Below are 24,685 nucleotides of genomic sequence, written 5' to 3'. Positions count from 1 at the left end.
GGCAAGCACCGCCTGCGCCTGCCGGACACGGGCGAGCGCGGCAGCGAGATCCGGATTGCCGGCCGATGCGTCGGCGATGATACGGTCGAGCTGCGGATCGCCGAATGCCGTCCACCAATCGGGATCGATCGCCGGCATGGTCGCGCCGGTGAGACCGAGATCCGCAGGCGCCCGCTGGCTGAGCTGCGGCGCGGTGTCGGGCGGGGTGCAGGCAGCGAGCAGCGCGGCGAGCGCAGCCGGGCCGGCGGCGTGCGCGACGATGCGCCGGGACTTCATCTTCAGGCGGCGCATGTGTCGCTTTCCTCCATCGTGCGGCGCAGCCGCTGCAGCATGGCGATCAGATTGGCGACGTCGGCATCGCTCCAGTCTGCGAGAAAGCCGTTCCAGCAGGCGATCACCTTGCGCTTGGCCGCAATCGCCGCCTCGGAGCCGGCCTTGGTCAGCGACAGGCGGATCAGCCGGCGATCCTCATCATCGCGCTGTCGCGCCACCCAGCCCTTCGCCTCCATCTGGTCGATCAGCCGGGTCATCGCGCCCTTGTCGTGGCCGAGCGTGCGCGCGAGCCCGACGCAGGTGTCGGCATGACCAAAGTGGAGCGACACCAACGTCATCCATTGCGTGGCGGTCAGACCATCCGCCGCCAGCGTCCGATCAAGCGCCGCCACCGACATCTGGTGGATCAGCCGCACCAGATAGCCGGGCGACGCATCCGGGTAGAAGGTCGACTCGGTGAATGCCATCATTGTTGCTTAGGCAATCGTTGCTTTGGCAGTCAATCCTTTGTGACGAAATGTTGCCCGCTTCCCAGCGCGCCGGTCGGCGACTAGGCTGCCGATATCGTTGAGGAGTATCGAATTGCGTCTGTCGATCTCACTGGCCGCCAGTGTCGCGGCCCTTGCTCTTGTTCCCCCCTCCTTCGCCCAGACCACGCCGCAACCGGGTGTAACGGCAACGGCCGACCGGCCAGCCCCCGTCGCCGACCTGGTGGGCGCCATCGACATCCCATATCAGCAGTTCACCTTGCCCAATGGCCTGCGCGTGGTGGTGCACACCGATCGCAAGGCGCCGGTGGTGGCCGTGTCGGTCTGGTATGACGTCGGCTCCAAGCATGAACCGGCGGGCAAGACCGGCTTTGCGCATCTGTTCGAACATCTGATGTTCAACGGCAGCGAGAATGCGCCGGGCGATTTCTTCGAGCCGCTGAAGCAGGTCGGCGCGACCGATCTCAACGGCACGACCTATTTCGATCGTACCAATTATTTCGAAACGGTGCCGACCGCCGCGCTGGAACAGGCGCTGTACCTTGAGAGCGATCGCATGGGCTGGCTGACCGGCGCGATCTCGCAGGCGGTATTGGATGAGCAGCGCGGCGTGGTGCAGAACGAGAAACGCGAAGGCGACAATCAGCCTTACGGCCTTATCAGCTACAAGCTGATCGAAGGCGTGTTCCCGGATGCGCATCCCTACGGCCACAGCACGATCGGATCGATGGCCGATCTCGACAAGGCCAGCCTTCAGGACGTGAAGGACTGGTTCCGTGACCATTACGGGCCGAACAATGCCGTGCTGGTCCTGGCCGGCGACATCGACGTGCCGACAGCGAAGCGCCTGACGGCCAAATATTTCGGCGCCATCAAGCGCGGGCCGGAGAGCGTGGCCCCGCAAGCGGCGGTGCCAGTGCTGGCGCAGCCGCGCAGCGAGGTGATGAAGGATCGGGTCGCCGCTCCGCTCGTGGTGAAGAGCTGGCCAGTCCCGGGCCTCAACGATCCGGCGGCACCGGCGCTGGAGGTTGCCGCATCGGTGCTGGGCGGGCTCGCCAGCTCGCGCTTCGACAATGCGCTGGTGAAGGGTGACAAGACCGCCGTGCAGGTGAGCGCGAGCTATTCCGATTTCGCGCAGGTCGGCACCTTCACCATTCATGCCATGGTGCGGCCGGGCGTCGACCCGGCGATCGTGTCCCGCCGCCTGGACGAGCTGGTGGCCGAGTTCATCCGCAACGGTCCGACGCCCGATGAGGTGCAGCGGACGTTGACCACCACGATATCCCGCCGGATTGGCGGGCTGGAGGCGGTCGGCGGCTTTGGTGGCAAGGCGGTCGCGCTGGCGGAGGGCGCGCTCTATTCGGACGATCCGGGCTTCTACAAGAAGCAACTCGCCGCCTTGGCCGCCCAGACGCCGGCCAGCGTGAAGGCTGCGGCGCAGCAATGGCTGACCCGTCCGAATTACAGCCTCACCGTCGTGCCGGGCGAGCGCGACGCCTATGAGGAAGCCATGGTGCCGCCGCCCGCGGAACAGACCAAGGCGCCGGAGGCTCCAGCCAAGGGCACGCGCGAGCCGATGCCGCCGGTCGGCGAGGTCGGCGCGCTCGCCTTCCCCAAGGTGGAACGGGCGCAGCTCTCGAACGGGGTTGAGCTTGTCTATGCGCAGCGCGCGACGGTGCCGATCACGCAGATGGTCGCCAGCTTCGATGCCGGTGCCGCAGCCGATGTGGCCGACCAACTGGGCACGCAGAGCATGACGCTCGCGATGATCGACGAAGGCACGGCGCGGCTCAATTCGATCCAGCTGGCCGAGGCGAAGGAGCGGCTCGGGCTCGATATCTTCACCGGATCGTCCGCCGATCGAACCACCGTCAGCTTCCGCGCGCCGAGCGCGAACCTCGGCCCGGCACTGGATATCTGGGCCGAGCTGCTGCGCGCGCCTTCCTTCCCTGATAGCGAGCTGGCGCGCGTCCGGGCGCAAATGCTGACCCAGATCGCGCAGGAGCAGACCGATCCGGAAGGGATCGAGCAGCGTATCCTGCCGCCCATGCTCTACGGCGCGGCGCATCCCTATGCCAAGAACCAGGGCAGCGGCGATGCCGAGGCGGTGGCCGCATTGACGCGCGCCGATCTCGTCGCCTTCCACCACGCATGGCTCAGGCCGGACAAGGCCAAGGTGTTCGTCGTTTCCGATCGTCCGCTTGCCGAAGTGAAGGCGGGGCTGGATCGAGCACTGGCCGGCTGGAAGGGCGAGGGCGCGGCTGGCACCAAGGTGTTCCGTGAGGATCGCAGCCTGCCGGTGCCGCGCATCGTGCTGGTGGATCGCCCGGATTCGCCGCAGTCGCGCATTGCCGGCGTGCTTCGCACGGGCCTTCGCGGCACGGACGATCTGTTGCCGGTGATCACCGCCAATGATGCGCTGGGCGGCGACTTCCTGGGCCGCATCAACATGGACCTCAGGGAAACCAAGCATTGGTCCTACGGCGCCTATGGCGGCTTCGCGCGCCATGCGGAGGCCGCACCCTATCAGCTTCGCGCGCCCGTTCAGGCTGACAAGACCGGCGCGTCGATCGCCGCGATGAAGGCGGAAATCGGCGCGTTCGTCGGCAACCGGCCGATGAGCGAGGCGGAGTTCCAACGGACGATCACCGGCGCGACTCGATCGCTCGCAGGCGATTTTGAAACCTCGGGCGCGGTGCTGGGCGCGATGCAGGCCAACGACCTTTATCGCCGGCCCGACGATTATTATGCCACCATCACGCAGCGGTACCGCGCGATGACGCGCGATCAGCTGAACGGCGCGATCCGTAGCGTCATTGATCCGAACCGTTTCATCTGGGTCGTCATCGGCGATGCGAAGGCGGTCCGGCCTCAGCTTGACACGCTTGGACTGCCGGTTGAGGTGATGCCTGCCGCGTCCGTGACGGGCGCACCCGAGGAGAGTGAATGATGGCTGGAGTGGACGGTACCTACGACGTCACGGTGAAGTCGCCGCTGGGCGACCAGAAGTCGACGCTGACCGTGAAGAGCGAAGGCAACACCTTCACCGGCACCAATTCGGGCGCAATGGGCTCGTCTGACGTCTCGGGCGAGGTGAGCGGCAACACGCTGACCTGGAAGCAGCAAATGACCGTGCCGATGCCGATGACGTTGGACATGAACGTCACCATCGACGGCGACACCGTGACCGGCACCGTCGGCGCTGGCGCCTTCGGCAGCTTCCCGCTGACGGGCACGCGGGTAGGGTAACAAGCCTTTGCCCCTCCCCGCGAAGGGGAGGGGCTTTGATCAGCGGATCCGCGCGACCACCTGTTCAAGCTGGTCCGTTGCGGCATTCCAGCCGGTATCGAAGCCCATGGCGGCGTGCTGGTCGCGTGCCTCCTCGGTCCAGTGTCGGGCGATGGCGGCATAATGGGTCTTTTCGCCGGCACCGGCGAACTCGTCGATCCGCACCATGAACGGACCCGCCGGGATCCAGCCGGGCAGAAAGGCGTCGGTGGAAACGATCCGGCGTTGCGGCACCACCTCCAGATAGAGGCCGTCCGACGGCATCTCCTCGCCCTCCGGCCCGCGCATCACCATGGCGCAGCGGCCGCCGGTGCGCAGATCGTTCTCGATCACCTCGACCGACCAGGGGCGCGGCACGAACCATTCGGCATAATGTTCGGTCCAGGCGGTCCAGACCCTCTCGATGGGTGCGTCGATCACGCGCTCGATCCGCAGTTCAAACATGTGCCAGCTCCGTCAGTCGCCGAAATCGCCGGTACGTACCGGTCCATCACGCTCATAGACGTTCATCACCACGCCGCCCGGGCTGACACGATGGTCGACCAGCCGCAGTCCGGTGGCGGAGGCGGCATCGCCGGTCAGCACGCGTTTGCCGGCACCCAGGATCACCGGCATGATGGTGAGGAAGATCCGATCGATCAGCCCCGCGCCGAACAGCGCCGGATAAAGCTGGCTGCTGCCCTGGATCAGCAGATCGGGGCCGTCGCCGCCGCGCAAAGCCGCGACCGTGCTCGCCGGATCGCCGACCAGCGGCTGCGACCCGCGCCAGGACAGCGTATCGGGATCGGACGTGACGACATATTTGGTGATGCGTTCGAAGCGTTCGCCGATCGGATCGTCGCGGTGGCGCGGCCAGTAATCGGCAAAGATGTCGTAGGTGCGCCGGCCCAGCAGCAGATCATATTCCGCGTTTTGGATATGCCCGGCGATGAAGGCGTCGGTTTGCTCGTCCCAATAGCCCGCTGCCCAGCCGCCCTGAGTGAAACCGCCGCTGGTGTCCTCGTCCGGCGCCCCTGGCGCCTGGATCACGCCGTCCACCGACATGAAGAGGCCGCCGATGATCCTACGCATCGGCCGGCTCTCCGGCGCGGGCGCGTTCGATGGTGGCGATGTCGATCTTGCGCATGGTCATCATCGCTTCCATCGCGCGCTTCGCGGCGGCGCGGTCGGGATCGGCCATCGCGTCCATCAGCGCACGCGGGGTGATCTGCCATGAAAAGCCCCAGCGGTCCTTGCACCAGCCGCAGTCGCTTTCCTGCCCGCCATTGTCGACGATGGCATTCCAGTATCGATCGGTCTCCGCCTGATCGTCGGTCAGCACCATGAAGCTGACGGCCTCGTTCGGGGTGAAGTTCGGCCCGCCGTTGAGGCCTAGGAAGGGACGGCCGAGAACGGTAAACTCGACGGTCAGTTCACCGCCCGCCGCCATCGAGGGATTGTCCGCCGGCGAATCCTGCACCGCGCCGACATGGCTGTCGGGAAACAGGCCGGCGTAGAAAGTGGCGGCCTCGCGCGCCTGGCCGAGATCGAACCAGACGCAGGTCACGAGCTTGTCGCTGGGCATCGCTTCTCTCCCACAAGGCTGTCGTCAGGCTGGCTTGCCCGGCGCGGCGACACCGAACGCGGCACCGTGAGGGTCGCGGGCGACGATCACCTTGTCTCCGCCGGGTACCTCCATCGGGCCGTTGAGCACCGTGCCGCCCCCGGCCGACACCTTCGCGGCGGCGGCATCGATGTCGGGCGCGCGAAAGTAGAACAGCCAGCCGGGCGGCTGCTCCCCCGCCTTCATCGTCGCGCCCATCACCTCGCCATCGCCGCTGGCGACGAAGACATAATCGCCCAGGTCGCCGGGCATCTCCATCTTGTCCGGATAGGACCAGCCGAACACTTGGGCGTAAAAGCCATTGCCGGCGGCCTGATCGGTGGTGGAAAGCTCGTGCCAGTTGCACTTGCCCATGCCCATCCGCTCCCACGAGCGGCTTGGCTCATCGCTTTCGCCGCGCATGACATAGAAGGGGTTGCCCTGCGGATCGGCGACCATCGCCATGCGTCCGACGCCCGGCATGTCGAAGGCGGGGAGGTGGACGCTGCCGCCCGCCTGCGTGATCTTGCTGACCGTCGCATCGACATCTTCGACGCCGATGTAGAACAGCCAAGTCGGCGTGGCGCCGCCCTGCACCATTTGCGGCGAGAGGTGCATCAGGCCGCCGACCGTCTCGCCCGATGCCGTGTCGATCATCCGGTAATCCATGTCGCCTTCGGGCCTTGGCCCTACCGTCCAGCCGATCACGGCCTCGTAGAAGGTCTTGGATGCGTCGGCATCGCTCGACAGCAGCTCATACCAGATTGGCGTCCCGGCGGCATTGCGCATCGTGGCTCTCCCTCGTTCAGCGATCAACAACCGGCACAAAGGCGCCGAACATCATGCGCTTGCCGTCGAACGGGCGATCCCCGCCGGCGGACAGCCGCTCGTCGCTCATCAGCCGCTCCCAAGCCGTGTCGCGGACCTGTTTGGACGGCCATTCGATCCAGCCAAAGGCGACGGTCTCGCCATCATGCACCTTTGCGGCGCGGTGGAAATCGGTGATCTTCCCGACCGGAACGTCATTGCCGAACGTGTCGACGACACGCGTCGCCCCGTGGTCGAGGAAAGCGGCGGCGGTCGTTTGCGCAAAGGCGCGATATGCGTCCTTCTTGTCCTGCGGGACGGGCAGCACCAGGCCGTCGACATAGCCGCACTGGCCGCCGTCGCCCGCCTCGTGCAGCACTTCGAAGCCGCCATAGATCATGCGGCTGCCGTCGAAGGGCATCTCGCCCATCGACCCCATGCGCGGATCGCTCATCATCTTCTGGCCGGCGGCGTCGCGCGTCGCCTTGTCAGGATATTCGACCCAGCTGAAAAGCACGGCTTCGTCGTCCTTCGCCTGGACCGCGCCGTACAGATCGTTCACCTCGCCGCGGGGTACGTCATCGCCCCAGCCTTCCACCATGCGGACGGCGCCGAACTCCTTGAACAGATCAAGCGCGCCTTCGGCATGATCGATATATTTCTGCTTGTTGGCGGTCGGCACCGCCACCACGAAGCCGTCGACATAGGTCATGCCGCTTCTCCCTGTTGCTGCTGCTGTTTCAGCCATTCTTCGAACCCGGGCGGCGGATTGCCGGTGAAGCCCGCGAGCTGGTCGGCAAGCGCACGCTGAAACGCGGGGCGGGCGGTGCCACGCGCCACATAGGCGGCAAGGTTCGGGTAGCGTTCGAGAAAGCCGTCGTCCTCCAGGATGCGCAGCACCGACACCATCATGAGGTCGCCCGCCGTGAACCGGTCGTCCTCCAGCCATTCCTTGTCGCCCAGCCGCTGCGAGACCTCGCCGAAGCGTTCGTGGATGCGCTGCTCGACAGCGGGCAGCCGCGGCTTGGACCAGGGCTGGCCCGCCTCGAACAGGGTCGCGAAGGCATAGTCCGAGATCGGTGGCTCCACGCTGTTGAGCGCGGCGAACATCCATTCGATCGCCCGGGCGCGGGCGGCCTGTTCGCCCGGGAGGAGCCTGCCATGCTGCTCGGCGATGTGGAGCACGATCGCGCCGGATTCGAAGAGGATGAGATCGCCCTCCTCATAGGTCGGCACCTGGCCGAACGGCTGACGGGCGCGGTGCGGCTCCTGCTTTTGGCAGCCCTGCGGCAGGTACAGCACGTCATAAGGCTGGCCCACTTCCTCCAGTGCCCAGCGTACGCGCAGGTCACGGACCTGGCCGCGCGCGAAATCGGGCACCCAGTCAAAGGCGGTGATGGTCGGTTTCGACATCCTCTATCTCCTTTTTTGGCGTCAGGGTCAGCGTCAGGCCAGCGGCCCGGCACCGATCGCTGCCGCATGAAGCAGGATCGCGAGCGAGGTCGCGACGAATGCCCCGATCCCGTTCATCATGGCACGGTGACGTTGCGGCATGATGTCGCTCCTTCAGGCGCGCGTCAGGCGTCGCCTTCCTTCTTGGTTCCCTTCAGCAGGGCGACCACCGCCATGGCATGGCCGTGACCAAGCCTGAGATCGGCCTTGAGCGTGTCGACGATCGCCATCGGCTTCACCCCCGGTGACAGCGTGCCGCCGCTGGTCCAGCCCTTTTCCGCCCCCATTGCGCGCAGATCCGCGGGTGCCTTGCCGGTCTTCTTCTCGATCGTGTCGAGATAGGCCTGAAATGACATGGCGCTTGTCCCGATCAGGCGGTGGCGGGTTCGGGCTGGCTCATCGCCTGCCCGGCGGCGGCCATGTCCATGTGCATTGGCTCCCACGTATGGCCATCGAGATCCTCGAAGGCGCGGCTGTACATGAAACCCATGTCCTGCGGTTCGCGCGTCTCGCGCCCACCTGCCGCGATCGCCGCCTCAGTGATCGCATCGATCTCCGCCCTGCTGTCGCGCGAGATGCACAGAAGCACGCCGCTGGTCGTCTTGGCGTCGATCAGCGCCTTGTCGGTGAAGGTCGCGTAAAAGGCCGTGTCGAGCAGCATCACGCTGATCGTGTCGGACCATTCCATCGCCGCGGCCTGTTCATTCGAGAACATCGGATTTCGGGTGAAGCCCAGCGCCTCATAGAAGGTCGCCGCGGCGGCGACGCTGGAAACCGGCAGGTTCACGAAGATCATCCTGGTCATGCGAAACTCTCCGCTTTCGACTCGATGCTTGAGTTTTGTGCCCGACGTAGTTATTAAAAACAACCATGAAGTTAGAAAAAGTGACGAGTAGAGGCTTGGAGCCGGCGAAACGATGGTATGACGACGCGTGCGGGACGGCGCTGGCGATGGAATTGGTGGGTGAGCGCTGGTCGCTGCTGATCGTTCGCGAATTGATGTTCGGACCGCGCCGATTTGGCGAACTGAAGGCCTCGCTTGGGGGGATCAGCGCCAATGTCCTGACGCAGCGGCTGGAAGGGCTGGAGCGCGCGCACATCGTGAAGCGGGAACGATTGGCCCCGCCCGCCAATGTGCAGGTCTATGGGCTTACCCCATGGGGCTATGAGGCGGAGGAACCGATCAAGACGCTGGGCGCCTGGGCGGCCCGGTCGCCCGATCACAATCCGATGCTGCCGCTGTCGGCGGCGTCGATGATGCTGTCGCTGCGCACGATGATCGACACTGCCGCCGCCGGCAGCGTCCCTGCGATGGCGATCGGCTTTCAGTTCGGGCCCGAATCCTTTGTCGCGCGGCTGGCGGACGGGGCGTTGCCGATCGTGCGCGGGACAGCCGCGGTGGACGCGCATTTCGCCACCACGCCGCGGATCATGGCGAACTTAACCTATGGCAAATGGCCCATTGCGGAGGCCGAAGCAGCCGGCGATCTGGTGTTCACCGGCGACCGCGATCTGGCCGCGCGCTTCCTTGATCTCTTCCGGCTGCCGGCAAAAGCAGAGGTTGAATAACCCGCAAAACAGGGCCTAAGGCAGTCGTGTTACTTTCGAGGCGCGCATGACCGATATTCCGAACACGCTTCCCGACAGCCGCGAGACCACGATCCTCGACGCGCCCGACAAGATGGTCAGCGTGCGCGAGATGTTCGGCATCGACAGCGACATGCAATGTCCCGCCTTCAGCGAGGCGGACGAGCGGGTACCGGATCTCGATCCTGCCTATGTGTTCGATCCGGACACGACCATGGCGGTGCTGGCGGGCTTCGCGCACAATCGCCGCGTGATGGTGCAGGGCTATCACGGCACCGGCAAGTCGACGCATATCGAGCAGGTCGCGGCGCGGCTGAAATGGCCGTGCATCCGCATCAATCTCGACGCGCACATCAGCCGCATCGATCTCATTGGCCGCGACGCGATCGTGCTGAAGGACGGGCAGCAGATTACCGAATTCCGCGAAGGCCTGCTCCCCTGGGCGCTGCAGACGCCGACCGCCCTGGTGTTCGACGAATATGACGCCGGTCGCCCGGACGTGATGTTCGTGATCCAGCGCGTTCTGGAAACCGAGGGCAAGCTGACCCTGCTCGATCAGAATCGCGTGATCCGCCCGAACCCGTATTTCCGCCTCTTCGCCACTGCCAACACGGTCGGCCTCGGCGACACGAGCGGGCTGTATCATGGCACGCAGCAGATCAACCAGGGTCAGATGGACCGCTGGAACATCGTCGTCACGCTGAATTACCTGCCCGCCGCGACCGAGGCGAACATCGTGCTCGCCAAATCGGGCGAATATGACAAGCCCGAAGGCAAGAAGCAGGTCGAGGACATGATCCGTGTCGCCGACCTCACCCGCAAGGGCTTCATCAACGGCGACATCTCCACCGTCATGAGCCCGCGCACGGTGATCACCTGGGCGCAGAACACGTTGATCTTCAAGGACGTGGGCTTCGCCTTCCGCCTGTCGTTCCTCAACAAGTGCGACGAGGCAGAGCGGCCGCTGGTGGCGGAATATTATCAGCGCGTGTTCGGCAAGGATCTGCCGGAAAGCGTCGTCGGAAAGGCGTAAGCACGGGGTGTCGCGCCGCGCCATCCTGCACATCGGCACGGAGAAGACCGGCACCACAGCCCTTCAGGTGGCGTTTCGGCGCGATGCGGAACGGCTTGCGACCTTGGGGGTGCGATATCCTGACTTCCGGATGCCGAACCATGCGGCGCTTGTCTTCGCCGCAGCTGACGAGCTGAGCCACCGGCGCGCCAAGCGACTGGCCCTGGCTGAAGCGGACATACGCGAGGCCATCGCCCTTCGTCAGGCGATCGCAAGCTATCGGTATGTTCTGGCGGAGCTCCTGCATGACCTTGGACAAACCGAGGCTGCGCGGGAAGCGATCGGCACCGCGCTGGTGATGAAACCGGACAATGACGACTTTCGGCGCTTAGCGGCGTCACTTGGCAATCACGGTAGCGACTTGTGCGGGGCCGGCGAGGAGATCAATAGATAGCCATGGCGATCGAAACACCCCTGGACCGTTTCAAGGCCGTGCTCGGCGGGACGTCTCGCGCCCTGTCGGAGGAGCAGGAGCTGGAGCTTGCCTTCACTGCCGATGCCCCCACCCAATCGGGCAAGCATCTGAAGGTGCCCATGCCGGCGCGCAGCCTGCCGGCCGATCAGGTGGCCGAGGCGCGCGGCTTTGCCGACGGCTTTGCGCTTCGGCTGAAGCATCATGACATCGCGCTGCATCAGCGCGGCGCTCCGCAGGAGGCGCTGGCGCGCGCGGTGTTTGACGCGGTGGAGGGCGCGCGAGTCGAGGCGCTGGGCAGCCGCGGCTATCAGGGGATCACCGACAATCTGACGCATGCGTTGGACGTGCGGCTGCGCGCCGACCCGATCACGCGCGCCCGGACGCGAGACGAGGTGCCGCTATCCACCGCGCTTGGCCTCCTTGTGCGCGAGGCGCTCACCGGTCAGCAATCGCCGGCCGCCGCCGCGCCGGGCCTGGCGCTGGTGCGTGAATGGATCGAGCAGCGCGCCGATCTGTCCAACCTGGCGCTGGCGCTCGACGATCAGCGCGCGTTCCAGTCGCTCGCCATGAAGCTGCTCGAGGATCTGGAGCTGGTCGAGGGCGATCAGGCTCCCGAGGACAGCGACGAAGGCGGCAGCGAGGACGAGGGCACCGACAGCGAGCAGCAGGACGAGGGCGAAGAAGGCGAGAACCAGGACGGCGAGGGCCAGGCCGAATCCGAGCAGCGCGGCGAACAGCGCGAGTCGGACGATGCCGAGGGCGAGGGGCAGGAGCAGGGCGAGGAAAGCTACGACGATCTAGACGGTGAGCCCGGTGACGATGGCGAGGAGGGCATGCAGCCCGTCCGCCCGAACCGCCCGCCGGCCGACTGGTCGCCGCAATTCGAGTACAAGGCCTGGACCAATCAGTTCGACGAAGTGATCGCCGCGACCGAATTGTGCGATCAGGACGAGCTGGCGCGGCTGCGCGGTTATCTCGATCAGCAGCTCGTGCCGCTGCAGGCGGTCGTCTCACGACTGGCCAATCGCCTGCAACGCCGCCTGATGGCGCAGCAGAACCGGTCCTGGGATTTCGATCAGGAAGAGGGGTTGCTCGACGCCGCCCGGCTCGCGCGGGTGGTCATCAACCCGATGCAGTCGCTGTCGTACAAGGTGGAAAAGGACACCGAGTTCAAGGACACGGTGGTCACGCTCCTCATCGACAATTCCGGCTCGATGCGTGGTCGGCCGATATCCATCGCGGCGATCAGCGCCGACATTCTCGCCCGCACGCTGGAACGCTGCGGCGTGAAGACGGAGATCCTGGGCTTCACGACGCGGGCGTGGAAGGGTGGGCAGAGCCGCGAGACCTGGCTTGCCGCCGGTCGCCCGCCGCAGCCCGGCCGTCTCAACGACATCCGCCACATTGTCTACAAGATGGCGGACGAGCCATGGCGGCGGGCGCGCAACTCGCTTGGCCTGATGATGCGCGAAGGGCTGCTGAAGGAGAATATCGACGGCGAGGCGCTGCTCTGGGCGCACAGCCGGCTGATCGCGCGCCCGGAGGAACGGCGCATCCTGATGGTGATCTCCGATGGCGCGCCGGTGGACGATTCCACCCTGTCGGTGAACAGCGGCTCCTATCTGGAGCGGCACCTGCGGCAGGTGATCGACTGGGTCGAGCGCCGCTCCCCGGTGGAACTGATCGCGATCGGCATCGGGCATGACGTGACCCGCTACTATAGCCGCGCGGTGACCATCATGGATGCCGAGCAGCTGGGCGGTACGATCATCGAGCAACTCGCCGCGCTGTTCGACGCCGAATAGCGTTACCCCGGCCAGCCGGCCGCCGGGCAACAAATCGTTGATCGTGTTTCGTCCAGTCTTTGCTATCCGTCAGTTCCATGTCCGCCGTACGATCTGCCGAACCCGCCACGACCCGAAACTGGGCGATTGATCCCGATCACCTATGCGTCGTCATCCCCGTGTTGAATGCGGGGCCGCACTTGGCAGATCTGCTGCCAGCCATGGCACGCCAGGGGCTCGCGCCGCACCAGTTCCTGATCGTCGATTCACAATCGACCGATGGCAGTGCGGATGCCTTTCGGCAGTTTGGCGCCAGCGTGGTGGAGATCGACCGGCGTACCTTCAACCACGGCGGCACGCGCCAGCAGGCGGTGGAGATGCGGCCGGAGGCGCAGATCGTGGTGATGATGACGCAGGACGCCATCCCCCAGGGCGACCATGCCATCGAACGCCTGGTGCAGGCCTTTGCCGATCCGGCGGTCGGCATGGCCTATGGCCGCCAGTTGGCACGCCCGGTCGCCGGCGGGATCGAGCGGCATGCGCGCTTGATGAACTATCCGCCGAAATCGGACGTACGCGCGCTCGCGGATCGCACCCGACTGGGGGTGAAGACGGTGTTCTGTTCCGATTCCTTCGCCGCCTATCGCGCCAGTGCGCTTGCGCAGGTCGGCGGTTTCCCGCGTGATGCCTTTTTCGCGGAGGACCAGCTGGTCGCCGGCCGCATGCTGATGTCGGGATGGCAGATCGCTTATCGTGGTGACGCGGAGGTGACGCACAGCCACGGCTATTCGATTGGTGAGGAATTTCGCCGCTATTTCGACGTCGGCGTGTTCCATGGCCGCAATCGCTGGCTGATCGACACGTTCGGTTCGGCGGGCGGTGAGGGGCTGCGCTTTATCAAGTCGGAGTTCACCTATCTTCTCCGCCATCAGCCGGCGCAGCTGCCGTCGGCGGCGATCCGCACCTTCGCCAAATATGCCGGTTATTGGATGGGCGCGCGGGAGGCGAAGCTGCCAAACCGCTGGAAGCAGCGCCTGTCCATGCAGCCGTTCTATTGGCGCAATAAGGCAGCGGCAGCGGAAAGTCCCAAAACGGTATCGCGCAACGGCTGATCGCGCGACAGGGGCCGTTGACCGTTTACAATTTGTCATGAAAAGACAACACGATCGCCGACGTGCGTGTTGCAACCATGACGATTGCGGCATACCACCGCAAATTACCATTTGGGTTGGAATTTCAGGGCGATGCATAAAAGGCAAATGTTCCAGCGCATCCAGATCCTGCGCTTTATCGCTGCCTTCGCCGTTGTGGCTTATCACGCTCAAATAACGATCGTGTCCTATTTTCCCGGTGCGAAGCCGTATCCGCTTGTAGAAAATGGCGCTTACGGCGTTGACCTGTTCTTCGTCATCTCCGGCTTTATCATCGTGTTCATCGCCAGCACGAAGGAAAGTTCAGCGGCAGTGTTCGCGCAGCGCCGGGCGGAACGCATTGTTCCGCTATACTGGTTGGTCACCTTTGGCGTCTTTCTGCTCAGTTACGTGCCCGGCCTGGCCCGCGGCCATTTGCCGTCGCTGACTCAGCTTATCAAATCGCTGTTCTTCATCACCTGGATCGACGGTCCTGAATCCTATCCGGTGCTGAACGTCGGCTGGACGCTTGAGTTTGAAATGTTCTTCTACCTGCTGGCCGGCCTTTCGCTCGCCGTGACGCCCCGGCCCTGGGCGGCGACCGGGTTCGTGATGCTGGCGCTGGTCGGCACCGGACGCGGCACGACCTTCTTTCTTCAGAACCCAATCATGATCGAGTTCGTCTTCGGCATGATCATCGCCGCCTTTATGTATGACCGGCGTCTGTTCTACTGGCTGCTGCCGGCAGCGGTGGTGGTGCTGGCCTCGCTGCCGCTCACCCCAGCGACGCTTCGGGTTTGGACGTTCGGCGTGCCATCGTTCTTCCTGGTCGCGGGTGCCGTGTGGCTCGACCTTCGCAAGCCCTATGCGGGCGTCGTGCTGCCGAAGCTGGGCGACGCCTCCTACTCGATCTACCTGGTCCACGTTCTGGTCATCTCGCTGGCCTGCAAGATCGCGGTCATCATCATGCCCGATCTGGAGCCGGCAGTCGCTATCCCGGTGGTGGCACTGGTCGCGACCGTGGCCGGCGTCGTGGTGCACCAGCTGGTCGAACGCAACCTGATGCGGGTGCTGAGCGCGCGGCGGCGCGGCATGGTGGTGGCGCTCAATCCCTGATTGCGCCGCCTGACGGGGGCGCCTGCAAGCGTCCGGCACGGCCGGGAGGCGCCACAATGTCGGCCTGGCCCGTTGCGCCCCTTGTAGGGCGGGCCGCACGGAACGGGAGAGGGCTGCGCAGGCGCCCTCTCGCGTGACATGAGCCGGGCTTACGGTATCGGCATTGGCAGAAAGCGCGCAGGAAACTCGGCCTGCGTTCGGCTTTCCTCAGCGGATGGTGACCGACCGCACGGTGGCCGGCTTCGCATCGAACTGGTCGCGGGCAACCAGCGCCAGCCGCTGCGCAGCGCAATTCACCGACGGAACCTCGAAGATCACGCTCGAAAGCTCATCGTTCGACCCGCGCTTGAGACGGCGCGGGAGTGCCACCTGTGCGGGCAGGCACGTGAGCGTCCAGCCGGCGGCGGCGGTCTCAGGCGAACCATCGATCCTTGCCGTGAGCTCGTGCGTGCCCGGTGGCAACATGATCGTCTGGGAGGCGAGTGCCGCCCCTGCGGACACGCCAGTCGGTATGGTCAGGCCTGGGCGGCCTTCATCGTCGCCGAACGTCACCGTGCCCTCAAGGTTCGCGTTGAGCGACCATTCGAACTGGCTCGTCGGCGCGTCAGGTGCCCGTGCGGAGGCTGCTCTGAACGCAGGATCGTAGGGAATGCCGGCCAGTTGCTGGGTCGAAACGCCGAACGCCGTGGCCCAGGTGCGGCGCGCGCGCGCGAACTGGCCCAGTTCCGCCAGGCGATCGATGTAGCTCATCCACTCCGTCGGCGCGATCACCGAGCGGCGGTCCTGGAGATCTTTGAACAGCCCGGCCATCGGCTCGGCCAAAGCTTCGGGCAGGCGCTGGCGCACGTCGGCGAAGAAAGCGCCGCGCCACATCGGCTGCTGCGCCAGTCGATCGGCCAGCGCGCCGCGCAGGCGAGGCTCGGCCACGGCGGCAAGGAACAGGCCGCGCACCATCTCGCCACCGCGATTGCGCCGCGCCAGCGCATCGGCGTGTTGCACCACGCCGGTGAAGTCGTCCGTCAGGATCGCGCGCTGCAGCAGCCATTGCTGCGTCGGCGTGTCACGCCACCCCAGGCGACCCGCTTGCTGCATGATAGCCAGGGCCTGCTGACGATCGCCGCCGGCTTCAGTGGCAAGACCAAGGACGCGAAGCGCGCGATCGTTCGTCGGATCGGCCATGATCACCGCATGCGCCAGCTGGCGCGCCGCCTGGTGATCCTTGCCGACCAGCCGGGCCTGGGCGAGTGCGGCGCCAGCCTGGGGATGCTGCGGCGTGCCGAAGGCGGTGAGAAGTCGCGGGTCCGTCGACCGGGCGGCGACGGCCGCAAAGCTGACGGTGAAGATCTGCCACAACAGCCACGCACCCAGCACGACCACCACGATCAGCCGCGCCACCGCGGGCACCCGATTTGTCCTGCCGCTTGTACTCATGCCGATCGTCTCAGCTCTTGTCCTCGCCATAGCTGTAGGAATAGCCAAGGTTGCTGGTGCCAAAGGCGTCCGCGTCGAACTTGGTCAGCACGGCGCCGACAATGGAAGCGCGGACGGTCTTCAGGCGGTTCAGCGCGGTGCGCGCCTGACGCCCGTGAACGTGATTGGCCTGCACGATGAACAGCACCGTATCGACATGCGAGGCGAGCGTCGGAGCATCCGCCAGGCCAAGCACCGGCGGGCTATCCACCAGCACGATGTCATAGGTGCCGGTCATCTGCTTGATCAGCTGGTCCAGTGCCGGGCCTGCGATCAGTTCCGCCGGGTTGATCGGAACGGGGCCAGCAGGGATGAAATCGAGGTTGGCGATCTCGGTGTGCTGCAGCACCTCTTGGATCGTGACCTGCCGGGTAAGCAGGTTGGCGAGCCCGATCTTGTTGCTCACGTTCAGGTGCTTGTGCTGCGCCGGCTTGCGCATGTCGGAATCGATCAACAGGACGCGGCGGCCGATCTGGGCGAAGCCGCGCGCCAGCGCATAGGACGTCGTGGACTTGCCTTCGCTCGGCCCGCTGCTGGTGATCATCATGCTGCGCGGCGCACCCGTCGGCGTGGCGAGCTCAAGTGCGGCGCGCAGGGCATAATAAGCCTCCGACACGTCGGAGCGCACCTTCTGCAGCTCGGCATAGGGCTCCACGCCCGCCGGCAATGCCGGGACGAGCCCGATCATGCCGACGCCCAGCTTGCTTTCGATGTCGTCGCCGGAGCGGATCGCATCGTCGAAATGCTCGCGAACCGCCACATAGGTACCGCCGATCAGCAGGCCGGCGAACAGCGCGAGCGCCAGGTTGAGCAGCGGGCGCGGGGAGACGGGGCGGACCGGCGGATCGGCGCGATCGATGATCGACACGTTGTTGGAGGACACGCCGGCGGTGGCGCTCACCGCCTTGTAGCGGCCAAGCAGCGCATCGTAGAGCGCGCGGTTGGTATCAACCTCGCGGCGCAGGATGTTGTAGCGCACGCCGCGGCTTTGCTCGGCGAGCGTGGTGTTCTTCAGATCCTTGATGTCCTGCGCAAGCGCGCGCTCTTGCTTCAGCGCGATTTCATATTGCTGGCGCACGCCGTCGCGAACGCTGCGCGCTACGCGGTCGACCTGGGTGTTGATCTCGGAAAGCCGCGCCTTCGCCTGAACCTGGCCCGGGTAATCGGCGCGGTACCGCTTGGCGTTTTCGTTATACTCGGCCTGCAGCTTGGCGCGGTCCTGCAGCAGCCCCTGGATGACCGGGTTCTGCAGCACCTCGGGCTGGCTCAGCAGCGGGGTGCTGGAGGCCTGATTCCACTTCTGCTCGGCCGCGACGCGATTGGCGACTGCTTCCGAATAGGATTGATTGATCTGTACCAGGCTGGCGGTGGTCAATGAACGGGGGCCGGAGGTCGACCCTTCGCCGCCGCCCGAGCTGGCGTCGATCAGCCCAGCCTCACGCGCATAGGCGAGCAGGGCGCGCTCCGAATCCTCAAGCCGCTGCCGCGTCTGGCGAAGCTGGGTCTCGAGGAAGCTGCGCGCATAGGCCGAAGTGTTGAACCGGCGCTGGATGTTGCTGGTGATGTAGCTGTCGGCATAAGCGTTGGCGATCTTCGCCGACAATTGCCGATCCGGGCTTTCGAACGAGATCGTCGCCAGGCGCGAATCGATCGGAAGATCGACGCTGAGGTTTTCCTGCAGCGCGTCAAGGATCTGCTCGCGCCGCGTTTCCGCCAGATTATAGGCGCCGCGCGGTTCGTCCGCCGGCTCGATGCCCATTTTGGACAGGAAGTCGGCGTTGGCGCGGAAAAGGCCGAGGCCCTCGGCAACCTGGCGCGCAATGGTGCGGCTCTGGATGATGTCGAGCTGCGTCTGGAGATAACGATCGCCGTCCAGCAGCGATTCCTCCGGCTCGACATCCGTGCCTTCGAGGATCTGTGCGCTCTGCTGGTCGATCTGGATTCGTGCGGTGGCGCGATACATCGGCGTGCTGAGGAACGTGATCAGCAGGCCGATCAGAACGGCAACGACGATCGCGATGATCAGCTCGCGCCGCCGCCGGTACATGGCGGACCATACGGCGCGCAGGTTGATCGGTCCCCAATTCTCGTGCGCCGCCTCATGAACAGGCGCATCCCCGCTGGTGAAGCGCCCGTGTGAAGCGATGGGCATGACACTGTTCATATAGGATCCAGGCTGTCGAAAACGGGGACGAGGAAGGACGTATCAGTTGACCAGGGGAACAAACAGGCCGGCCGCCGGGGCCAATGCCAGAAGATCATAACCGAACGACTTGATGCCGGAAGTGCCGACCACGACATAGTCGCCGCTCTGCAGGACCGGGTCGGGTGCCTGGCCGGCACGGATGGCGGCGATGTCGAACAGCGCGCCCTGGCGCTGGCCCTCCACGGTGCGGAACACCGCGACCTTGTCGAACGTCGCCACGCGGGTCGCGCCGCGGGCCAGCGCGATCGCTTGCAGCAGCGTCGTATCGCCCTGGAGGCCGTAGACGCCGGGCATACCGACAGCGCCGTCCACCGTGACGCTCTGCGCCTTGGACTCCGCCACGATCACCGAAACGCGCGGGTCAACCAGGAAGCGGGCGCCGAGCTTGCTCTCCAGCTCCTGGGCGAGCGCCGCCGTCGTCTTTCCGGCGGCCTGCACGCGGCCGACCAGCGGCAGGACCAGCGATCCACCTGTCTCGACCGGCGCTTCCTCGACGGACATGTCGGGCTCGCGGAAGACGGTGATCGTCAGCTTGTCCTGCGGGCTGATGCGGTAATCCGGGCGATTGACCGGAACCTCTGCCGGAACAGTCGCATAGGCTGCCTGGCCGGCGGGAAGTCCCTCCCACTTTTCCGACGACACACAGGCCCCGAGGCCGAGGATCACGCCAGACAGCAGGAAGGAACGGTATGCCTTCATCATGGCCTCTAAAATTCGGATACTCGGTCATGGAGGATCCACAGCCGACCGGGGCGTTTATCGTTGGTTTACCCGATTGGCTAGGGTCGTGACAGAGAGTTGATCAAAGCTCGACGTCATCTCAGCCGTGGCGCGTGGTCACTTGGCCTGATTGGTCGAGAACGGCGCGGTGCTGGCCAGCATTGCCGCCAGCATCGAGAATACACATGCCAGAAGCAAGGTGCGGAGCGGATAATCAACCGCTGAGGCGGCCAGAAGAACAGCAATGCCCGTTGCCGCGGCCAGCAGCGGCCCGAATGCCGGCGTCCCGAGGCTGCCACGCAGGCGCGACCAGCTGGTGAGCGCAAACCACAGGAAGAACGCCGCCACCAGCAGCAGTCCTGGCACCCCGGCTTCCAGCGCGATCTCCAGGTAATCGGAATGGGCGTGGTTGGTGTAGGTCGGGTGCACCGCTTCCAGAGATTCATTGATGCGGAACACCGGAACGAACGTTCCCGCACCCGAACCCCAGGGCATGAACTGCTTGATGGCATAGATCACGTCGGGCCAGAAGACGTATCGCCCCTCCTGACTGGCGTCGAAGCGATCAAGCGTTTCCTTCACCACGGCGGAGCGGGCGACGATCACCGCCCCGATCACCAGCGCCGCGGCGGCGGGCACGATGGCTTTCCAGAAGCGTTTCACCGCATTGAACCCGCCCATCAGCGGGACGCAGGCCAGCAAGGCGAGCGGCAGCAGCGCCAGGCCGGCGCGGGAAAGGGCGCCGAAAACCGCCAGGGTCAGGAACAGGATCGCCATGCCGGAGACCAGCAGGGGCGAGCCGATGCGGCGCAGCAGCCCCGGCTGGCGCCCCAACACCGCGACCAGCGGGATCGCCAGCACCAGAAGCGCCGCATTGTGGTTCTTGTTGGCGAAGATGCCCTTGCCCTTGGTCGCATGGGGCGCGTCGTAAATGGTCAGCCAGGTCATGCCCTGGGCCTGCAACATAACCAGCAGGGCGCTGATCACGGCGGCAGCGGCGACCAGCGCCACCAGCTTCATCTGGGCCGATCGATCAAGGTGAAGCGTGGCGACGAACATCGCTATCGGCGCGAGGAGGAACAGCGCCGATTCGCGCGTGCCGGCGGGATCGAGGCTGAAGGGCATCCAGGTGTCCGTGCGGCCCACGGCGGCCAGCACGTCGACGATGATCTGGCGGCCCGGCAGCGCCTGCCATACGCCCGGCGGTAGCGGGACGAGCTGTGCCACCATCAGCGCCGCGGTGAGCGCGATCAGCGCCAGCGCCGCCCACGTCCGGCGGTCGCCCGGCGCGCGCCAGCCGCGAACGGCAAACCAGCCGAGCACCAGCACGCCGACCATTTCCACGATCATCCGCTGCACCGGTGAGTTCGCGCTGCCCCCGCCAAGCAGGAGCGCGGCCACCATCAATCCTGCTGCGGCCACGAAATCACCGCGGCGGGCATCTGCTGCTGCGATCACTTTTCCTTATCCGCGATCCTAGGTAAGGGGGCCTCCTTGCACACAGGTTAGGGGATGGCAACGGCGGCGCCTGTGCATCCTGCGAGGGTTGCTGGCACATGTCCACGAACACCGGGCCATCGGGCTCCGTCTTGCATTCGGCGCAAGGGGCCCCCGGCCGGCTCTGGTTCATCGGCGGGTTTCCGCCGCCGCTGAACGGCCAGTCGAACGCCAACAAGGCGATGCACGATCATCTCGCAGATGCGGGCGTGCCGCTGGTCGTTCACGACATCGGCAGTGGCGCGGGCAAGATCGTGCGGACGCTTCGTGCGGCGCTTGCCCTGCTCGCGCGAGCGACCCGCGACGATCGCGCCTATCTCTCGGTGCCGGGCCAGCTTGGCGTGTGGCTGTTCGTTCCTATCGCCTTTGCGCTCCGTATGCGCGGCGCGGAACATTTCATCCATCACCACAGCTTTCGTCCGATCAATCTCGGCCCGCTCCGCGGCATGCGCGCGCTGGTTCGCGCGGGCGGCGCGCGTCAGTCACACATTCTCCTGTCGCAGCAGATGTCGCGGCGATTTGCGGCGCTTTATCTTCCGCAGGCGCCCGACCGTGCGCTCACTCTTTCGAACGCCTACCTCTTCGGTCCCCAGGCCAAGCTGCACGAGCGGCTGCCACGTCCGTTCACGCTTGGGCATATGAGCGTGCTGACGAAGGAAAAGGGCGTCGCTTATCTACTGGATCTCTTTGATGCGCTGGCGGATCGCCACCCCGGCTGGCGGCTGGTGATTGCCGGCCCCTGCCACGACGCGGATCTCGCCGCCCGGCTGGAACAGGCGGTGGCGCGGCACGGCGGCCGCGTGGATTATCGCGGGTCGGTGAGCGGGGCCGAAAAGGAGCGCTTCCTCGCCGATATCGACCTGTTCGTCCTGCCCACCACCTTGATCGACGAGGCCGAGCCGCTGGTCATGCTGGAAGCTTTCGCCAGCGGCGTCGACGTAGTGGCGACAGACACCGGCTGTATTCGCGATCGGGTCAGGTCGCCCGATCACCTGCTCAGCCGCCAGCTAGGGCAGGACGCGGCGCTGATTGCCGCCCGCGCCGCCGATCTGGAACAGGACTGGGCCGGGCAGCGTATGGCCTGTGTGGAGCACGCCCGCGCGATCAAGCGGGAAGCGGATCGGGAAGCGGAACGGGTGCTGCCCCGGCTGGCGAATGGGTTGGCCGGGTTTGCCATCCATGCAAAGCCTATGACATAGGCGCCGGATTGGCTTACCTTCCCATGGCAGCCGTGGGCAACGGCTTCGGAACCTTTGCGCGATGAATGTCTATCTCGTCCTGTTCGCGCTCTACATCCTGGTGCCGAAGCTGGATCTCTACGCGATCGGCTCGGCCGCCATACGGCCGGAGGATCTGGTCAGCGCGATCGCCTTCGCGATCTACCTGCTGACCGGCAGCAAGAAGCTGTCGCTTCCCGGACATGCGAAGGTTTATCTGCTCTTCGTCGGCTTCGGGCTGATCTCGGCGATGGTGAACCTTGCGCAGGGCGGGTTGGTCGGCATCGTCTACGGCCTCCGCCTCGCGCAATATTTCACCTGGTTCCTGATCATGTACGAGGCTGCACCCCGCCTCAGCACGCGTGCGCTGCGTGGTACCTTGTTGTTCGTCTGCGCCGTGTTCATCATCTGGGGCGGCGCCGAGTATTTCGGCGTTATCGGTCGTATCGGTAAGTTCACCGGCGCGACCGAGCGGCTCACCATCAACACGTCCGGCCCGTTCGAAACCTCGGCCATGCTGGCGATGCTGGCCTATGCCGCGCCGTCCTTCTGGAGCACGCCATTCATGGTCGTGCTGGTGTTCCTCACCCAGGCGCGCATCACGCTTCTGGGCGTGCTGGTCAGCTTCGCCGCGGCCCGCCCGGGCCGTGCCATGGCGCTTGGTATCGGCGGCGCCATCGTGGTGACGATTGCCGCGGCACCGCTTTACGATGCAATCAGCAAGTCCCGCCTTGCCGAATCCGAAACGCCCGCCGCCATGGGACGCCAGCTTGCCTATACCTGGCGGCACACGCCGGTAGTGCCGCGCCCCAGCTTCTACCGCGAACGTTTCCTTCAGGGCGTTCTCATCTATCGCTACATGCCCACCACGCGGGGCGATCTCAGCTTCAAGATCCGTTCGGTGCGCTGGCCGATCATCATCAAGTCGACGGCCGCGCACTGGGTCACCTTGTTTGTCGGCTGGGGTCCGGGCGCCTGGAGCAATGCCGTCGACGGCTACTATGTGCGCGCGTTTGGCGAAAGCGGTCTGATCGGCCTGGCGATCCTGTTGTGGTGGCTGGTGCTGGCCTATCGCGGGTTGCAGGCGGGCAGCATCGGCAGCTTCTCGCTCGTGCTGCTGGCCGTCGCCGCCTTCTTCATCGACATCTTCACCTCGTCAAAGGCGATGCCAATCCTGTGGGCTTTTCTGGCGCTGGAACATGCCCGGCATCCCTTTGTCTATCGACACGCGCGCCCGCTGTTCCGGTTCGGCCGGCAGCAGGGGGCGGATCTGGATCATCAACCCGGCCGCCCCGTTCCGCAATCATAGCGCCTGATCGACGCGATTTGGAACGCCTCCTCGCCTTTGCCAAGGGGGGCGATCGGCCAATAACGCGAACTTCAGTCGGGAACGACCGTCCGCCGCACCTTGGCCGGCGTGCCCACGGCCACGCTGTGCGGGGGAATGGAGCGGGTAACGACCGATCCGGCACCGATGACCGATCCTTCGCCGATCGTGACCCCGTCAAGAATGCTGACGTTGTTGCCCAGCCAGCACCGGTCCTCGATGATGACACCGCGGCGCGAAACCTCGCCGCTCACGAAGCTGCCGTGCGAATCCGCCTCGTGCGATTCGGCGGTGATCGTCAGTCCGGCCCCGATTTGCACGTCCGCGCCGATCGTCACCTGGCCACCAAGACCGATCACCGCATTGGGCCCGATATAGGTGCGGTTGCCGATCCTCAGCCCGGCGGCACGTTCGTTCAGGCCGCTGCGGCTCTGGACCCACGCCCGCTCGCGCAGCGTCACGCGATCGCCAAGCCACAGCCCCTCACGCGCCGCGCAATCGACATAGCTGTACGCGCCGATCGCCACGCCGCGCCCCAGTCGCAGGCGGCTGGACTGGACGAACTGAATACCGCGGCCCAGCATCAGGCCTGAAGGCTTGCGCAAGCGAACCAGGCTCCACACCATGCCGCGGGCAAACGGGATCCCGCCCTTTGCCATCAGATAGCCGAGATCGCCGGGTTCGATCCGGTAGTTACGGCCAGTCAGCCGGGCGATCAGGCCTGCTATCATGCTGCGTCTTTCCGTCGATCGGGGAGCACCTGGCGGTACACCGCCATGGTGCGTTCGTAATAGCGCTGCGGCGAGAACTCGGCGGCCGCACGTGCTCGCCCGGAAAGGCCCATGCGGCGGGCCAGGTCGGGGTCCGCGATGAGTCGCGCGATGCGATCACACAAAGCGTCGGTGTCGCCGGGTGGCACGTGAAAGCCGTCCTCGCCATCTCGGATCGTTTCGGTGAGCCCGCCGATCGCGGACGCGACAACCGGCGTGGCATGGGCCAGCGCCTCGATCGATGTGAGCCCGAACGGCTCCGGGCCCAGCGAGGGCACCACCGCGCACAGCGCCTTGGCGCGCACCTCGGTCAGCGCGGCACCGGACATGGCGCCTCGCCATTCCACATTGGCGAGCCCTGCGGCCGCCTGCTGCGCCTCGGCTTCGTCGGGACCGCTGCCGACAAAGACGAAACGGGCTGCGGGAAGCCGCCGTGCCACGTCGATCAGCGGAAAAATACCCTTGTAGCGCTCCAGCCTGCCGA

Annotated in this window: 25 protein-coding genes and 1 pseudogene; 10 read left to right on the top strand and 16 right to left on the bottom strand. The window is 65.6% G+C overall.

The features are described 5' to 3' along the window. Both AX702_RS07540 and AX702_RS07535 read right to left on the bottom strand, forming a co-directional pair. A pseudogene (locus AX702_RS07540) lies at window positions 1-291 on the bottom strand (efflux transporter outer membrane subunit); the annotation flags it as partial. After that, window positions 279-740, bottom strand: a complete 462-nt coding sequence (locus AX702_RS07535; protein WP_197420523.1) for a MarR family winged helix-turn-helix transcriptional regulator — start codon at window positions 738-740, stop codon at window positions 279-281. The pseudogene AX702_RS07540 and the gene AX702_RS07535, both read right to left, overlap by 13 nt. 115 nt (window positions 741-855) lie before the next feature. On the opposite strand from AX702_RS07535, the gene AX702_RS07530 reads away from it, so the two are divergent. Together AX702_RS07530 and AX702_RS07525 are read left to right on the top strand one after the other, a co-directional pair. Further along, entirely contained in the window at window positions 856-3,711 is a 2,856-nt protein-coding gene (locus AX702_RS07530; protein WP_066778176.1) for a M16 family metallopeptidase, read from the top strand. Next, window positions 3,711-4,010, top strand: coding sequence for a hypothetical protein (locus AX702_RS07525; protein ID WP_066778182.1), 300 nt, complete (start codon window positions 3,711-3,713; stop codon window positions 4,008-4,010). The genes AX702_RS07530 and AX702_RS07525 overlap by 1 nt, the downstream gene beginning before the upstream one ends. A gap of 39 nt (window positions 4,011-4,049) precedes the next feature. On the opposite strand, the gene AX702_RS07520 is transcribed toward AX702_RS07525, so the two are convergent. From AX702_RS07520 to AX702_RS07485, 8 genes are all read right to left on the bottom strand, one after another. Beyond that, a complete protein-coding gene (locus tag AX702_RS07520) occupies window positions 4,050-4,493 on the bottom strand; it encodes an SRPBCC family protein (protein ID WP_066778174.1) in 444 nt (147 codons plus the stop codon). A 12-nt stretch (window positions 4,494-4,505) separates the two neighbouring features. After that, a complete protein-coding gene (locus tag AX702_RS07515) occupies window positions 4,506-5,120 on the bottom strand; it encodes a dihydrofolate reductase family protein (RefSeq protein ID WP_066778172.1) in 615 nt (204 codons plus the stop codon). Then, window positions 5,113-5,613, bottom strand: a complete 501-nt coding sequence (locus AX702_RS07510; RefSeq protein WP_066778170.1) for a VOC family protein — start codon at window positions 5,611-5,613, stop codon at window positions 5,113-5,115. Before AX702_RS07510 ends, AX702_RS07515 begins: the two co-directional genes overlap by 8 nt. 24 nt (window positions 5,614-5,637) lie before the next feature. Further along, the gene (locus AX702_RS07505; protein ID WP_066778168.1) at window positions 5,638-6,420 is read right to left on the bottom strand and encodes a VOC family protein; all 783 of its coding nucleotides are present in this window, start codon (window positions 6,418-6,420) and stop codon (window positions 5,638-5,640) included. 16 nt (window positions 6,421-6,436) lie between these two features. Then, window positions 6,437-7,150 carry a DUF1428 domain-containing protein gene (locus tag AX702_RS24205; protein ID WP_066778163.1) on the bottom strand — a complete coding sequence of 238 codons (714 nt, stop codon included), beginning with the start codon at window positions 7,148-7,150 and terminating at the stop codon, window positions 6,437-6,439. Further along, window positions 7,147-7,851, bottom strand: coding sequence for a glutathione S-transferase family protein (locus tag AX702_RS07495; RefSeq protein ID WP_066778160.1), 705 nt, complete (start codon window positions 7,849-7,851; stop codon window positions 7,147-7,149). The genes AX702_RS24205 and AX702_RS07495 overlap by 4 nt, the downstream gene beginning before the upstream one ends. A gap of 164 nt (window positions 7,852-8,015) precedes the next feature. Then, window positions 8,016-8,246 carry a DUF4287 domain-containing protein gene (locus tag AX702_RS07490; protein ID WP_066778159.1) on the bottom strand — a complete coding sequence of 77 codons (231 nt, stop codon included), beginning with the start codon at window positions 8,244-8,246 and terminating at the stop codon, window positions 8,016-8,018. Between the two features lie 14 nt (window positions 8,247-8,260). Then, a complete protein-coding gene (locus tag AX702_RS07485; RefSeq protein ID WP_066778157.1) occupies window positions 8,261-8,695 on the bottom strand; it encodes a VOC family protein in 435 nt (144 codons plus the stop codon). Window positions 8,696-8,790: 95 nt separating this feature from the next. On the opposite strand from AX702_RS07485, the gene AX702_RS07480 reads away from it, so the two are divergent. The 6 genes from AX702_RS07480 (at window position 8,791) to AX702_RS07455 (ending at window position 14,994) form a co-directional block, all read left to right on the top strand. After that, complete coding sequence (locus AX702_RS07480; protein WP_231731767.1) at window positions 8,791-9,459, top strand: winged helix-turn-helix transcriptional regulator; 669 nt, start codon at window positions 8,791-8,793, stop codon at window positions 9,457-9,459. 46 nt (window positions 9,460-9,505) lie between these two features. Then, window positions 9,506-10,510 carry a cobaltochelatase subunit CobS gene (cobS, locus tag AX702_RS07475; protein ID WP_066778154.1) on the top strand — a complete coding sequence of 335 codons (1,005 nt, stop codon included), beginning with the start codon at window positions 9,506-9,508 and terminating at the stop codon, window positions 10,508-10,510. A gap of 7 nt (window positions 10,511-10,517) precedes the next feature. After that, window positions 10,518-10,943, top strand: coding sequence for a hypothetical protein (locus tag AX702_RS07470; protein ID WP_066778153.1), 426 nt, complete (start codon window positions 10,518-10,520; stop codon window positions 10,941-10,943). A 2-nt stretch (window positions 10,944-10,945) separates the two neighbouring features. Beyond that, complete coding sequence (cobT, locus tag AX702_RS07465) at window positions 10,946-12,769, top strand: cobaltochelatase subunit CobT (protein WP_066778151.1); 1,824 nt, start codon at window positions 10,946-10,948, stop codon at window positions 12,767-12,769. Window positions 12,770-12,846: 77 nt separating this feature from the next. Then, complete coding sequence (locus tag AX702_RS07460; protein ID WP_082746128.1) at window positions 12,847-13,860, top strand: glycosyltransferase family 2 protein; 1,014 nt, start codon at window positions 12,847-12,849, stop codon at window positions 13,858-13,860. Between the two features lie 147 nt (window positions 13,861-14,007). Beyond that, the gene (locus AX702_RS07455) at window positions 14,008-14,994 is read left to right on the top strand and encodes an acyltransferase family protein (protein ID WP_066778149.1); all 987 of its coding nucleotides are present in this window, start codon (window positions 14,008-14,010) and stop codon (window positions 14,992-14,994) included. A 207-nt stretch (window positions 14,995-15,201) separates the two neighbouring features. On the opposite strand, the gene AX702_RS07450 is transcribed toward AX702_RS07455, so the two are convergent. The 4 genes from AX702_RS07450 to AX702_RS07435 form a co-directional block, all read right to left on the bottom strand. Beyond that, entirely contained in the window at window positions 15,202-16,425 is a 1,224-nt protein-coding gene (locus AX702_RS07450; RefSeq protein ID WP_156455394.1) for a tetratricopeptide repeat protein, read from the bottom strand. A gap of 10 nt (window positions 16,426-16,435) precedes the next feature. Beyond that, complete coding sequence (locus tag AX702_RS07445; protein ID WP_066778146.1) at window positions 16,436-18,616, bottom strand: GumC family protein; 2,181 nt, start codon at window positions 18,614-18,616, stop codon at window positions 16,436-16,438. Window positions 18,617-18,670: 54 nt separating this feature from the next. Then, complete coding sequence (locus tag AX702_RS07440) at window positions 18,671-19,369, bottom strand: polysaccharide biosynthesis/export family protein (RefSeq protein ID WP_197420522.1); 699 nt, start codon at window positions 19,367-19,369, stop codon at window positions 18,671-18,673. Between the two features lie 138 nt (window positions 19,370-19,507). After that, entirely contained in the window at window positions 19,508-20,848 is a 1,341-nt protein-coding gene (locus AX702_RS07435; protein ID WP_066778142.1) for an O-antigen ligase family protein, read from the bottom strand. Between the two features lie 98 nt (window positions 20,849-20,946). Between AX702_RS07435 and AX702_RS07430 the strand changes: the two genes are divergently transcribed. Further along, window positions 20,947-22,086 (top strand): glycosyltransferase family 4 protein, encoded by a 1,140-nt coding sequence (locus tag AX702_RS07430; RefSeq protein WP_066778140.1) that lies wholly within the window; start codon window positions 20,947-20,949, stop codon window positions 22,084-22,086. Between the two features lie 61 nt (window positions 22,087-22,147). Beyond that, window positions 22,148-23,413 carry a hypothetical protein gene (locus tag AX702_RS07425; protein ID WP_066778138.1) on the top strand — a complete coding sequence of 422 codons (1,266 nt, stop codon included), beginning with the start codon at window positions 22,148-22,150 and terminating at the stop codon, window positions 23,411-23,413. 71 nt (window positions 23,414-23,484) lie between these two features. Here the strand turns inward: AX702_RS07425 and AX702_RS23405 are convergent, their stop codons facing one another. Together AX702_RS23405 and AX702_RS07415 are read right to left on the bottom strand one after the other, a co-directional pair. Then, window positions 23,485-24,162 carry an acyltransferase gene (locus tag AX702_RS23405; protein WP_066778136.1) on the bottom strand — a complete coding sequence of 226 codons (678 nt, stop codon included), beginning with the start codon at window positions 24,160-24,162 and terminating at the stop codon, window positions 23,485-23,487. Next, window positions 24,159-24,685, bottom strand: a 527-nt coding sequence (locus tag AX702_RS07415; protein ID WP_156455393.1) for a glycosyltransferase family 4 protein, incomplete at its 5' end; no start/stop codon positions are given. The genes AX702_RS23405 and AX702_RS07415, both read right to left, overlap by 4 nt.

The organism is Sphingomonas sp. CCH5-D11 (genome assembly GCF_001557395.1).
Classification (GTDB): Bacteria; Pseudomonadota; Alphaproteobacteria; order Sphingomonadales; family Sphingomonadaceae; genus Sphingomonas.
Note: the sequence above shows the minus strand (reverse complement) of the source record. Positions and strands in the feature narration are given on the sequence as shown.